Source organism: Longimicrobium sp., from assembly GCA_036389795.1.
In the GTDB taxonomy this organism is placed as follows: domain Bacteria; phylum Gemmatimonadota; class Gemmatimonadetes; order Longimicrobiales; family Longimicrobiaceae; genus Longimicrobium.
On record DASVWD010000285.1, the window covers coordinates 140,962 to 152,969 of the forward strand.

The following is a 12,008-nucleotide window of genomic DNA, read 5'->3' on the forward strand; positions in this document are numbered from 1 at the left end:
CCGCCGCCCGGGGGCGCTATCTTCGGCAGCATGGTCTCCCTCTTCGACATCCTGGGGCCCACCATGGTCGGCCCGTCTTCCTCGCACACCGCGGGCGCGTGCCGGCTGGGGCTGATGACGCGCGCCATCGCCGGGGGCACCCCCGAGCGCGCCGTGATCCGCCTGCACGGCTCCTTCGCCGCCACCGGCGAGGGGCACGGCACCCACCGCGCCATCGTGGGCGGGCTGATCGGGCTGCAGCCCGACGACCTGCGCCTGCGCGAGGCGTACGAGGAGGCCAGCGCCGCCGGCCTGCAGTGGGAGTTCCAGGAGGTGGACCTGGGCGAGGAGGCGCACCCCAACACCGCCATCATCAGCGCCGAGCTGGGGGGCGAGAGCACGGAGGTGCGCGGCGCCTCGGTGGGCGGCGGGCGCATCGAGGTGAGCGAGGTGGACGGCTTCGCGGTGGCGCTCAGCGGCGCCTACCACACGCTGGTGCTGGTGGCGCACGACGAGCCGGGGACGATCGCGGCGGTGGCCACGGTGCTCTCCGGGCACCACGTGAACCTGGCCACCATGCGGGTGGACCGCACCGGCCGCCACCAGGACGCGCTGATGACCATCGAGGCCGACGAGCCGATCTCCGACGCCGCGCTGGGGGCCATCCGCTCCTTCCCCTGGATGCGCTGGGCGCGGGCGATCCCGAAAATTGCGTAACCTCGAGGGGAGAGGGGACAGGGGACAGGGAACAGCAAGCAAACCCCTGTCCCAGCGCCGGAATCCGCCGGCTGTCCCCTGTACCCTGTTCCCTGTACCCTCGCAGTGCACAAGTCCATCGAGTCGCTGATCCGGGATGCGGAGGAGAGCGGGAGGCCGCTGCCGCGGGTGGTGCTGGAGACGGAGGCCGCCGAGACCGGGGTGCCGCCCGGGCAGATCCGCGAGCGCGTCGCCCGCACCGTGCGGGTGATGCGCGGCGCCATCGACGAGGGGCTGAAGGGGGAGGTGCGCTCCGCCTCGGGGCTCACCGGGGGGCGCGCCCGGCGCCTGTGGGAGAACGGGCCGCGGCTGCTGGGCCCGCGCGTGACCGAGACGCTGGCCCGCGCCATCGCCACCCTGGAGGTGAACGCGGCGATGGGGCTGATCGTGGCCGCCCCCACCGCCGGCGCCGCGGGGGTGCTCCCCGCCGTGCTGGCCACCATGGACGAGGCCGCCGAGCTGGGCGAGGACCGGCTGGTGGACGCCATGCTGGTGGCCGGCGGGGTGGGCGGGGTGATCGCCCACCGCGCCTCGCTCGCCGGGGCGGAGGGCGGCTGCCAGGCGGAGACGGGGACGGCGGCCGCCATGTCGTCGGCTGCCGTGGTGTGGCTGCACGGGGGGACGAACCAGCAGGTGGCCACGGGGGTGGCGCTCACGCTGCAGGGGATGCTGGGGCTCATCTGCGACCCGATCGGCGGGCTGGTGGAGATCCCCTGCATCTACCGCAACGCCTCGGCGGCCATGCAGGCGATCGCGGGGGCCGAGATGGCGCTGGCGGGGCTGGACTTTCCCGTGACGGCCGACGAGGTGATCGACGTGATGGGCGAGGTGGGGCGCCGCATGCCCTCCGCCTACCGCGAGACGGCCATGGGCGGCCTGGCCGCCACCGCCTCGGCCCGGCGCCTGGTGCAGATCAAGCCGTCGTCGAAGCCGTCGGGGATCAGCCGGTAGGGGAAGTGCCCAGGGCCCAGGACCAGGGCGGGTGAACCCGCGGCAACAACGGCGAAAAGCCCGCCTGCGCGGGCTCCTGCGGCGCGGTCCGCGGGCTCGGCGCGGGAGGGCGGGCTCCGGACCGGCAGGAGAGGTCTCGTCCGCCGGGGGAACTGGCTGGCTGTCCCCTGTACCCTGTTTCCTGCGGTTGCGTGAGGGATGCGCGCCCGGAGGGCCGGGACGGCGCCGCCACAGGGGTATCGTGGCGGCGGCGGCCCGGCGCGGTTGGGCACGGTGGTATCGTGCCCTACCGCGCGCGCAGCCCGGCCCGGAGCGCAGCGGAGGGACACGCCCAAGACCGCAGTGCGAAGTGCTGAGTGCGAAGTGCGAAGTGCGCCGGACCGGCCACGGCTCGTCTCGGGAAGCGGTTCTTGACATGACTCCGGGACGGCGCGAGGGGGGTGGACAGGAGGCCGCCGGGGTGAAACTTTACGCCGGAGGGTGCCGTACGCCCCCGGCCGAACGACGATGGGGATGGTCTCGACCCTGATCCTGCTGGTGGTGCTGGCCTACCTCGCCCGCTGGGTCGCCACCGGCTGGGGCGAGCGGGGGCGCACCGAGATCGAGGCGCGCCACACGCACGAGATCGCCCGCCTCCGCGAGGAGATGGACCAGCTCCAGGCCCAGGTGCTGCGCCTGACCGACGAGCAGTCGTTCCTGACCCGCCTCCTCGCCGAGGGGAGGGCTCCCCCCGCGGGCGAGCCCCTCCCGCCTGGGGCGGCGGCCCCCGACGCAACGAACCCGGAGAGCTCCTGAATCATGGTCACCCGCGAAGACGTCGAGAGCTTCCTGCTCCGCACGGGGCTGGAGAGCGAGGAGGTGGGGGAGGGGATGTGGCTGGTGCGCGGCGGCGGCGGCGAGACTTCCGCGCCCCTGGTGGTGCACTACTCGCCCCCGGTGCTGGTCTTCCGGCTCAAGGTGATGGACGTGCCCGACGACGAGCAGCAGTGCACGGGCCTGTTCCGCAAGCTGCTCCAGCTCAACGCCGCCGACCTGATGCACGCGGCGTACGCGCTGGAGGAGAACGACGTGATCCTCACCGAGAGCCTCCCGGTGGAGAACCTGGACTACAACGAGTTCCAGGCCACCATCGACTCGTTCCAGATGGCGCTGGCCACGCACCTGGAGGTGCTGGCCCCGTTCCGCGAGTGCCGCGAGCCGCAGCCGGCCTCCGCCGCCCAGGCCTGAACCCCACCCGAGCCGAGAACATGGGGATCTTCGACAGACTGTCGCGAATGATCCGGTCGAACCTGAACGACCTGATCGCCCGGGCCGAGAACCCGGAGAAGATGCTGAACCAGGTGATCGACGACATGCGCAACCAGCTCGCGCGCGCGCGGCAGGAGGTTGCGGTTGCGATCGCCGACGCGGCCAAGCTGAAGAAGCAGGTCGACGACGAGCAGAAGCAGGCGACCGACTGGGAGCAGCGCGCCATGCTGGCCGTGCGCCAGGGCCGCGACGACCTGGCCCGCCAGGCGTTGCTGCGGCACAAGGAGCACGCCGAGCGCGCCGTGGCCCTGCACGAGACCTGGCAGCGCCACCAGGAAGACACCGAGAAGCTGCGCGACGCGCTCCGCCAGCTCTCGGAGAAGATCCAGGAGGCGCAGCGCAAGAAGAACCTGCTGATCGCCCGGCAGAAGCGGGCGCAGGCGCAGCGGCGCATCCACGAGACGATGTCGGGCCTCTCCGACTCGTCGGCGTTCGAGGCGTTCGACCGCATGGCCGAGCGCATCGAGCAGAACGAGCGGATGGCGGTGGCGGCGGCCTCGGTGACCGAGGAGCTGACGGGCGACAGTCTGGAGCGCGAGTTCAAGGCGCTGGAGTCGAGCGCGGGCGACGACGTGGACTTCCGGCTGCTGGAGATGAAGCAGCAGCTGGGCATCCTCCCGCCCCCCGCGGCCCCCGAGCAGCGGCAGCTCTCCGCCGGCAACGGCGCCCAGGAGGAGTCGGCCCCCGCCCCCGCGGCGGCGGCCGCCTCGCCCGCCGGGGCCGGGGGAACGGGCGGCGCCGACCGCATCCACGAGGCCGAGCTGCTGGAGGAGTTCGAGGCGCTGGAGGAGGAGGAGCGCGGCCGGGCGTAGCCCCCTGCTCCCGCGCTCCGAAGACGAGCCCCTCTCCCGGACGTCCGGGGGAGGGGCTCGTTCATGGCCCATGATCGACGAGGCTAGTCGTCGTAGTGGGCACGTGCCGTCAGGAAGTCCACGACTTCATCCGTGACCCGGTACACGACCCGGTGTTCCGCGGTGAGTCTCCGAGACCAGCAGCCGCGGTACTGGTGCCGCGGTACTGGTACTGCATCGGCTCCGGTTTTCCGATTCCTTCGAACGGATCGCGAAGTGTTTCCCGGACGATTCGGATGAGACGCCTCGCCAGCTCCAGGTCTGTTTCCAACCAGTACTCGACATCTTCGAAGAACTGATCGCCGGCGAGCAGCCGGCGCCGGCGCGGGTCAGGGCGAGGAGGTACTGCCGCTCGCTTATTCTTCCTCGCCAAGGCCCAGCTCGGCGCTGAGTCGGGCCAGAGGGAACGGCCGGCTCCGTCCTGCGAGGGATCTCTCCAGCGCGAGCTGGAGCCGCCGCGCCGTCTCCGGGTTGCTCAGCAGGTACTCCGTGTCGTTGCGCGAGCGGAGGCGACGGATGCCCCGGTCGTGGTGGAAGGTCCGCCCGTGCGACGCCCTCCGTGTCTGCCCCAGCCGCATGCGTCTCCTCTCGCCGGACATGCTCGGATCAGCCTCGGAACGGGTGAACCCTAAATGCGCCTGCGGGACGGCGTCAAGCGCTCTATTCACTTCCCCGCCACATTGGTTCCACGGCTGGCGCGAAGCGGACTTTGGGGCGCACTGGCACGCCGCCGTGCGTACATGAAGCGATCTATCGCAAGATGTGCCCCAGATCCCGGGTGGACTCGGATCGGGTCCTCGGCCCGGAGCTTTCCCGAACCGCCCCGCCGCGCTAGGTTCCGCGGGGTGAAGCCGTTCCACCGCGTGCCCGGCCCGATGACCGCGCGAGACCCGTCGCAGAGCCGACCCTCCCCGTACGGGGTGCTGATCGCGGCGATCTTCGCCGTGCTGCTGCTGCTGTTCGTCTACAGCGTGGCCGACGTGCTGCTGCTGGTGTTCCTGGCGGCGCTCTTCTCGCTGTTCCTGGGGGCGATCAGCGAGTTCCTGGAGGAGCGCTTCCACTTCCCCCGGCCGCTGGGGATCCTGGCGGCGGTGGTGTTCACGGCGCTCCTGGCCACGGGGATCGGCTGGCTGATCGTGCCGCCGGTGCTGCGGCAGACGCAGGCGCTGCTCAGCGCCCTCCCCGCGCAGGCGCAGATGTGGGTGCAGGGCCTGCGCGACCTGGCGGGCCGCTACCCGCTGCTCGCCTCCATCATGCCGCCGGACGAGATCGACCGGCAGCTGCAGGGGCTGGTCTCGAACGCGGGGAACTACTTCGCCGGCGTCTTCACCTTCGCCTTCAACAGCCTGCACGCGGCGATCAACATCATCAGCGTGCTGGTGATGGGCATCTACATGGCGATCCGCCCCGAGGTGTACCGCGAGGGGCTGATCGGGCTGGCGCCGCCGGTGCACCGCGAGCTGGTGCGCGACATCCTGGCCGACCTGGGCCGGTCCTTGCGCGCGTGGATCGGCGGCCAGATCATCGCCATGTTCTTCCTGGGGACCCTCACCTGGATCGGGCTGGTGCTGCTGGACGTTCCCTTCGCGCTGGCGTTCGGGGTGTTCACCGGCGTGGCGGTGATGGTGCCGTTCTTCGGCACCCTGGTGTCCACGCTGCTCCCGGCGATCTTCGTGCTGGGCTCGGGCGGGGTGGTGAAGGCGCTGCTGGTGATCCTGCTGGGCGTGCTGATCCACCTGGTGGAGGCCAACTTCGTTCACCCGCTCATCATGGAGCGGCGGGTGCACATCCCGCCGGTGCTCTCCATCCTGAGCGTGCTGGTGATGGCCGAGCTGCTGGGGGCGGTGGGCCTGCTGGTGGCCGTCCCCGTGGTGGCCACGCTGATGGTGATCACCCGGCGCATCTACGTGCACCGCCTGCTGGAGGGGAAGGGCTTCCGCCGCTTCGTGCGCGACGCCCCCACCGAGGTCCGCCTCCCCGAGGGCGCCGCGCGCGTGGAGCCCGGCCGGATCAGCATCCCCGCGATCCTGGAGGAGGCTGGGGCGGCGCCGAGGTAGTCCTGAGTCCTTAGTGTTTTAGTGCTTAGTCCTTAGTCACGCGAAAGCCACTAAGGACTAAGCACTAAGGACTAAAACACTGTCTTTCCCGCACTCACGCACTTTCCCGATATGTACCACGAGCTGGGCGACTACACGTACCTGGTGCTCGCCGAGGGGCTCTTCGGCCCGCAGACGAGCAAGACGGCCAACAGCGCGGTGCGCTACCTCCCCGACCGCATCGTGGCGGTGGTGGACTCGCGCCACGCCGGGCGCACGGTGGGCGAGGTGCTCGGCTTCGGCGGGGAGACGCCGGTGCTGGCGAGCGTCGAGGAGGGGCTCTCGCTCGGCGCCACGGCTCTCCTGATCGGCATCGCGCCGCAGGGCGGGCAGCTCCCGGACGACTGGCGGCCGGCGCTGCGGCGCGCCATCGACGCCGGGCTGCACCTGGTGAGCGGGCTGCACTTCCACCTGGGCGACGACGCCGAGTTGCGCGAGCGGGCGGCCCGCGGCGGGGTGCGCATCCACGACCTGCGCCGGCCGCCGCCGGACCTGCCGGTCTCCACGGGGAAGGCGCGGCTGGTGGACGCGCTGGTGGTGCACACCGTGGGCACCGACTGCAACATCGGGAAGATGACGGCGGGGCTGCAGATCCGCGACGCGCTGGTGCGCAAGGGCGCGCGCGTGGGCTTCGCGGCCACGGGGCAGACGGGGATCCTGATCGAGGGGTGGGGGATCGCGGTGGACGCCGTGGTGGCCGACTTCGTGGGCGGGGCGGCGGAGCGGCTGGTGCTGCGCGCGGCCGAGGGGAGCGACGTGGTGCTGGTGGAGGGGCAGGGCTCGCTGGTGCACCCGGGGTACTCGGGGGTCACGCTGGGGCTCCTGCACGGGTCGATGCCCGACGCCCAGATCCTCTGCCACCAGCCCACGCGCGCCTGCCCGTTCAGCTACGCGGGGAACTACACCTGGATGCGCCTCCCCGACGTGCCGGAGATGATCCGCATCTGCGAGGGCGCCATCGCCCCCCTGCGCGAGTCGCCGGTGATCGGGATCGCGCTGAACACCTGGGACCTGGACGACGCCGCCGCGCGCGACGCCGTCCTGCGCGTCCAGGACCAGACGGGGCTGCCGGCCACCGACCCCGTGCGCTTCGACCCGGCGCCGCTAGCGGACGCCATCCTGGCCGCGCGCGAGCGGAAGCTGGCCGCCCGCGCGGGCGCGGCGGTGGAGTGAGCGGCCATTTCGGCACCTTGCCGCCAGCCGCCGCTCCGCTCATTGTTGTGCATGCCCAGCCGACACGCTCCCGCCGTGGCACCAGCCGCTCCCCCGCGCTCACCACTCCGCTCCCTGCCGAAGCCGCACCTCCGCGACCTCGTTGCGGACGTGCAGCGGCTCGGGAGGGAGCTGTCAGCGCTGCCGGGTGGTGGCGATCCGATCTGCCACGCTCGCTCGGTCGCCCTCCAGGCGCTGGTCTCGTTCTGGGAAGAGCACCGGGCGGGCGGGATGGCACCGGCGCGGATACTCCCCTGCCCGGTGCGGGTCGGGCACCCCGGAGACGAGGCCGCCAGGCTGGCCGCCGCCTTCGGGAGCATCGCCGCGCGGCTTCCCCACTCGCTCTCCGGCTACCTGCTGAGTTCGCTGTACGCCTCGCTCCTTCCCGAATCGCTGCGGGCGGAGCAGGGCGTCTTCTTCACCCCGCCCCCGCTCGTCAGCCGCCTGCTGGACCTCGTCGAGGCCGCCGGCGTGGACTGGTCCACGGCGAAGGTCCTGGACCCTGCGGCTGGCGGCGGCGCCTTCCTCGCCCCCGTGGCGGCACGGATGGAGCAGAGCCTGCTCCACCGCGGCGCCGGCTCGGCCGACATCCTGGACCACGTGGCCCATCACCTCTTTGGGCTGGAACTGGACCCGTTCTCCACCTGGGTCGCTCACGTCCTGCTGGAGACGGTGCTGTGGGAGCACTGCGAGCGCGAGGGACGGAGGATCCCGGGGCCAACGTTGGCTGGAGACGCGCTCCAGGTCCCCGATGACTGGAGGGGGCGCTTCGACCTGGTGATCGGGAACCCGCCGTACGGCCGGGTCACGCTGCGGGACGACGTCCGGGAGCGCTTCTCCCGCACCCTGTACGGCCACGCCAACCTCTACGGACTCTTCACGGACCTCGCGGCGCGTCTGGCGAAGCCCGGCGGGGTCATCGGTTACGTGACCCCCACCTCGTTCCTCGGCGGGCTCTATTACAAGAAGCTGCGGAGCTTCCTGGCCGAAGCCGCACCCCCCGTCGCCCTCGACTTCGTCGCCGATCGGGACAACGTGTTCGAGGGTGTGCTGCAGGAGACGCTGCTGGTGGTCTACGCGCCGGGGCGCACCGACACCGGCCTCCAGGTCAGCGCCATCCGCGCGACCGCGCTGGATCGCGACGGCGAGGTCGTGCCGATCGGACGCTACCCGGCGCCCGCGAGCTCGGAGGGGCCGTGGGTGCTCCCCCGTACGCCCGACACCGCGCGGCTGATCGAGGTCGTCCGCGCCACACCGGGGCGGCTTTCCGACCATGGGTTCAGGGTGTCCACGGGGCCGCTGGTGTGGAACCGCCACAAGCCGCAGCTCGCGGACGGGCCCGGGGACGGCTCGTTCCCCCTGCTCTGGGCCGAGTCGGTGCCGTTCAGGGGCGTGTTCCGCTTCCAGGCGAACAAGCGCAACCACAAGCCGTTCTTCCGGCTGCTCGCCAACCAGGAGCACCTGGTGCAGCGCCGCCCTTGCGTGCTGGTCCAGCGCACCACCGCCAAGGAGCAGCGCCGCCGCCTGATCGCGGCGGTTCTGCCGCAGGCCTTCCTGGACGAGCACGGCGGCGCGGTCGTGGAGAACCACCTGAACATGGTCCGTCCGGCCGAAAGCGAGCCGCGCGTGGGGCTGGAGGCGATCTCGGCGCTGCTCAACTCGCGCTTCGTCGACCAGATTTTCCGCTGCATGAGCGGCAGCGTGGCCGTGTCCGCCTTCGAGCTGGAATCGCTCCCCGTCCCCGGCCTCGACGCGATGCGCGGCCTGGAAGCGTTGATCCGCTCCGGCGGCACGGAAGCCGAGATCGAGACCTGCATCGAGAACGCGTACGGGAGAGGTGCATGACGGAAACGCTTCCTCCCGTTCCCGCTCTCGATACCATCGCCGCTCGCCTGCAGACCATCTTCCCCAAGGGAACGGAGCACCGCAACTACCTGGTCCGCGCCACCGCCGCGAGGACGGTCTTCGTGATGTTCTACATCGGGGCGCTGGAAGGGCGTGGAACGTGGCTGCGGCCCAACCAGGTGACGCGGATGACGGACGCGCAGACGGCGAGGACGTCCGACGCCGAGCGCCTGGCCTGGCGCGGTGCCTCGCTCCTCCCGCAACGGGGAGACATCTCGGACCGCTGGTTCGCCGACAACACGCGGGAGCCGATCCGCGACGAGACGATCCGGAACGGCTTGATGCGCGTCGGCGCCGTGATCGAGCGTCCGGGTCTCAGCACCACCTCGTCCGCTCCGCGCTACGCACTCGCCGGCGACTTCGCGGAGCTCTTCCTTCTGGACGACCAGGCGTTCGAGGAGCGCGTAGCCGACTGGCGGCGTGACCACCTGAGTGCCTCCGCGCTGGCCCGCGTGGCGCTCCTGCGCAGGGGCGTGGTGTCGGGCGTGGACGCCGACCGTGTTCTCGTCAGGTTCCCCAACCAGGAAACCCGGTGGATGAGCCCCGGGCCCAGCTCGGAGATCACGCGTGCGGTGATCGAGGAGTTCGCGCCCAGGTTCCTGGAGAAGCCGGGGGTGATCTGGGTGAGCGAGTCGCGCAACAAGGTGCTGGCGCGAGACGACGACCTGGCGCGCTCGGTAGGGCTGTCGATTGAGGCCCAGCGGCTGCTTCCAGACATCATCCTGGTGGACCTCGGCCCGCGAGATCCGCTGCTGGTGTTCGTGGAAGTCGTGGCGACCGACGGCCCTGTGAACGAGAAGCGGAAGCAGGACCTGCTGGCACTGATTGGAGCGGGCGGATACGATCCTCGCAACGCCGCGTTCGTCACCGCGTTTCTTGATCGCGGCACCAACGCGTTCCGGGCCGCCGCCGCGCACCTCGCGTGGGATTCCTTCGCGTGGTTCGCCTCGGAGCCGGACCGCATCGTCATCTACCACTCCCAGGAATCCAGCGGAGTCAGGCTGTCGCGGCTGCTGAAGGCCGGGAGCGATTGACACGAAGCGGAGCGCCGCACCCGGAGTGGATGCGGCGCTTCGCGTCTTGCTGGCTGTCCCCTGTTCCCTATACCCTGGGCGGCTCACCACTGGATGGTGCCCTGCTTGCTGGTGTCGACCTGCTCGGTGTCGCCGGTGCCGAAGAGGAACTCCTCGGTGTTCTTCATCAGGAACTGGCGCGCCTCGGGGTCGCGCAGGTTCAGCCCGTAGTGGTTGATCAGCGCCGTCTGGCGGCCCAGCCAGGTCTGCCAGCAGTCGTTGCAGATCTCGGCATGGATGCGCTTGCCCAGCTCGTTGTTGAACGGGGCGAAGGCGAGCCCCGGCTTGGTCTGCCCGCAGCGGGCGCAGGTAACGTCGGCCATCGGTGCGTCCTTTCTGAAGAGTCGAGCCGGCCCAATTATACCCCGCACGGTCCACGCCGTCCAACCGCTCCCCCGCGATCTCCATGACCGGCCCGATTCCCGCGCGCCTCTCCGACGACGGCCGCACCGCCACCTGGAACCCCGCGCTCACCCGCGCCGCCCACGTGCTGCTGCGCGTCCGTGCCGCGGACGGCGCCGTGGAGGAGCGGCGCTCGCTCAACAGCGGCCGCGCCCGCGTGCGCGAGGGCGAGCGGATCGAGGAGGTGCGCGCGGGCGAGGAGTGATGTGGATTCGCTGAGATCCGAACTGCATGTCTCACGCAGAGCAGCAGAGTCAGCAGAGAAACCCCGTTGTCCTCTGCTTCTCTGCTGCTCTGCGTGAGCTTTTTTCGATACTTGGGATCAGACGATAGCCAGCGACTTGGCACGACGCTCGTTCCGCCATGGAAACGAAGCGGCCGGCGCGTCCCGCGGGGGCGCGCCGGCCGTCCGACCCGGATCACCCGGCAAGGACTAGCGCTCGGGGACCTCGGTCCAGATCACCACCAGGCCGCAGCCGTTGCGCTGGCCCATGAAGCGGCCCGGGATCTCGGTGGGGCCGCGGTACACCTCGATCCCGGCGATGTGCTCCGGGCGGACGAAGGTGTCGATCTCGCTGGCGGGGATCGTGAGCATGTCCACCATCACCCGCGGCACGCAGGTGACGCCGCCGCGCGAGAGCACCAGCGCGTAATGCGTGCCCCCGGTGGGCACGAGCTGCACGCCCGGGACGGTGCGGAAGATGGTGGAGGTCTCGGTCACCACCATGTTCCCGATCTCGTGCCGCGTGAGGAACCGGCCGAAGCCCGTCCGCTCGCGCTGGTAGAAGCCCTCGCGGTCCAGGCGCGCGCTGCGCGCCGGCGTCGAGCGCGCGGTGACGGTGAGCGGGTCCAGCACCACCTCGCTGCTGGAGATGCGCAGCTCGGTCTGCACCGTCTGCCGCCGCTCCACCGGCACCGGGAGCGAGGTGCTGGGCTGGTAGCCCACCCGCCGCGCGCGGATGCGGTACTCGCCCTCGTCGTCCAGCACGATCACGAAGTTGCCCTGCGCGTCGCTGCGGGCGCGGGCGGCCACGCGGTCGTTGGCGCGCAGCGCCTCGACGGTGGCTTCGTTCACGGGCTGGCCGGTGGCGCGGTCCAGCACCTTGCCGGCGATGGTCTGCGCGGCGAGCGGCGCGGCGGCCAGGGTCGCCAGCAGGGCGGGGAGGAGGGTGCGCAGGGACTTCATCGGCTCTTTGGGGGTGACGCTTTTCGGTGACGCCATGCCGCCGCTGCGGGCGGCGGGAGACGCGGCGGAAGCACGACCGGCGCGTTCGCGGGAGCGGCGGAGCGCCTCAGTACTGCGGTGCGGCTTCGGAGGTTCCGCGCCGGCGCGGCCCGGTGTCGGTCCAGATGCCGCCCTAGCGCCCGCCGCGCGCTCCCCCGCGGCGCCCGGCGGCGTGGCGCCACACCGCCGCCGAGATCTCCCGCCCCGTCGGCGCCGCCGTCCGCGACGACGCGAAGCCGCGGGTGAGCAC

General features: G+C 71.5%; 12 protein-coding genes. 10 read left to right on the top strand and 2 right to left on the bottom strand.

Annotated features, from left to right (window positions below):
- The first annotated feature begins 30 nt into the window (after positions 1-30).
- The 9 genes from sdaAB to VF746_32510 all read left to right on the top strand — a co-directional run bounded on the left by sdaAB (position 31) and on the right by VF746_32510 (position 10,092).
- Positions 31-696 (top strand): L-serine ammonia-lyase, iron-sulfur-dependent subunit beta, encoded by a 666-nt coding sequence (gene sdaAB, locus VF746_32470; protein HEX8697180.1) that lies wholly within the window; start codon positions 31-33, stop codon positions 694-696.
- Positions 697-801: 105 nt separating this feature from the next.
- A complete protein-coding gene (gene sdaAA / locus VF746_32475; GenBank protein ID HEX8697181.1) occupies positions 802-1,686 on the top strand; it encodes an L-serine ammonia-lyase, iron-sulfur-dependent, subunit alpha in 885 nt (294 codons plus the stop codon).
- 513 nt (positions 1,687-2,199) lie between these two features.
- On the top strand, positions 2,200-2,481 hold the full coding sequence (locus tag VF746_32480) for a hypothetical protein (GenBank protein HEX8697182.1): 282 nt from the start codon (positions 2,200-2,202) through the stop codon (positions 2,479-2,481).
- Between the two features lie 3 nt (positions 2,482-2,484).
- Positions 2,485-2,913 (top strand): YbjN domain-containing protein, encoded by a 429-nt coding sequence (locus tag VF746_32485; GenBank protein HEX8697183.1) that lies wholly within the window; start codon positions 2,485-2,487, stop codon positions 2,911-2,913.
- 20 nt (positions 2,914-2,933) lie between these two features.
- The gene (locus VF746_32490) at positions 2,934-3,806 is read left to right on the top strand and encodes a PspA/IM30 family protein (GenBank protein HEX8697184.1); all 873 of its coding nucleotides are present in this window, start codon (positions 2,934-2,936) and stop codon (positions 3,804-3,806) included.
- 914 nt (positions 3,807-4,720) lie between these two features.
- The gene (locus tag VF746_32495) at positions 4,721-5,902 is read left to right on the top strand and encodes an AI-2E family transporter (GenBank protein ID HEX8697185.1); all 1,182 of its coding nucleotides are present in this window, start codon (positions 4,721-4,723) and stop codon (positions 5,900-5,902) included.
- A 111-nt stretch (positions 5,903-6,013) separates the two neighbouring features.
- On the top strand, positions 6,014-7,114 hold the full coding sequence (locus tag VF746_32500) for a DUF1611 domain-containing protein (GenBank protein HEX8697186.1): 1,101 nt from the start codon (positions 6,014-6,016) through the stop codon (positions 7,112-7,114).
- 270 nt (positions 7,115-7,384) lie between these two features.
- On the top strand, positions 7,385-8,998 hold the full coding sequence (locus tag VF746_32505; GenBank protein ID HEX8697187.1) for an N-6 DNA methylase: 1,614 nt from the start codon (positions 7,385-7,387) through the stop codon (positions 8,996-8,998).
- Positions 8,995-10,092 carry a BsuBI/PstI family type II restriction endonuclease gene (locus tag VF746_32510; GenBank protein HEX8697188.1) on the top strand — a complete coding sequence of 366 codons (1,098 nt, stop codon included), beginning with the start codon at positions 8,995-8,997 and terminating at the stop codon, positions 10,090-10,092. Before VF746_32505 ends, VF746_32510 begins: the two co-directional genes overlap by 4 nt.
- Positions 10,093-10,175: 83 nt before the next feature.
- On the opposite strand, the gene VF746_32515 is transcribed toward VF746_32510, so the two are convergent.
- Positions 10,176-10,454, bottom strand: coding sequence for an oxidative damage protection protein (locus VF746_32515; protein HEX8697189.1), 279 nt, complete (start codon positions 10,452-10,454; stop codon positions 10,176-10,178).
- 83 nt (positions 10,455-10,537) lie between these two features.
- Here VF746_32515 and VF746_32520 point away from each other — a divergent pair, with 83 nt between their 5' ends.
- Entirely contained in the window at positions 10,538-10,738 is a 201-nt protein-coding gene (locus tag VF746_32520) for a hypothetical protein (protein HEX8697190.1), read from the top strand.
- A gap of 228 nt (positions 10,739-10,966) precedes the next feature.
- On the opposite strand, the gene VF746_32525 is transcribed toward VF746_32520, so the two are convergent.
- Positions 10,967-11,719, bottom strand: coding sequence for a TonB-dependent receptor (locus VF746_32525; protein ID HEX8697191.1), 753 nt, complete (start codon positions 11,717-11,719; stop codon positions 10,967-10,969).
- Positions 11,720-12,008 lie beyond the last annotated feature (289 nt).

Bases quoted from the DNA above. Each gene is read 5' to 3' on its own strand.
- VF746_32525 (HEX8697191.1), bottom strand. From the start codon at position 11,719: ATGAAGTCCCTGCGCACCCTCCTCCCCGCCCTGCTGGCGACCCTGGCC.
- VF746_32495 (HEX8697185.1), top strand. From the start codon at position 4,721: ATGACCGCGCGAGACCCGTCGCAGAGCCGACCCTCCCCGTACGGGGTG.
- sdaAB (HEX8697180.1), top strand. From the start codon at position 31: ATGGTCTCCCTCTTCGACATCCTGGGGCCCACCATGGTCGGCCCGTCT.
- VF746_32515 (HEX8697189.1), bottom strand. From the start codon at position 10,454: ATGGCCGACGTTACCTGCGCCCGCTGCGGGCAGACCAAGCCGGGGCTC.
- VF746_32480 (HEX8697182.1), top strand. From the start codon at position 2,200: ATGGTCTCGACCCTGATCCTGCTGGTGGTGCTGGCCTACCTCGCCCGC.
- VF746_32500 (HEX8697186.1), top strand. From the start codon at position 6,014: ATGTACCACGAGCTGGGCGACTACACGTACCTGGTGCTCGCCGAGGGG.
- VF746_32520 (HEX8697190.1), top strand. From the start codon at position 10,538: ATGACCGGCCCGATTCCCGCGCGCCTCTCCGACGACGGCCGCACCGCC.
- VF746_32505 (HEX8697187.1), top strand. From the start codon at position 7,385: ATGGCACCGGCGCGGATACTCCCCTGCCCGGTGCGGGTCGGGCACCCC.
- VF746_32490 (HEX8697184.1), top strand. From the start codon at position 2,934: ATGGGGATCTTCGACAGACTGTCGCGAATGATCCGGTCGAACCTGAAC.
- VF746_32510 (HEX8697188.1), top strand. From the start codon at position 8,995: ATGACGGAAACGCTTCCTCCCGTTCCCGCTCTCGATACCATCGCCGCT.
- VF746_32485 (HEX8697183.1), top strand. From the start codon at position 2,485: ATGGTCACCCGCGAAGACGTCGAGAGCTTCCTGCTCCGCACGGGGCTG.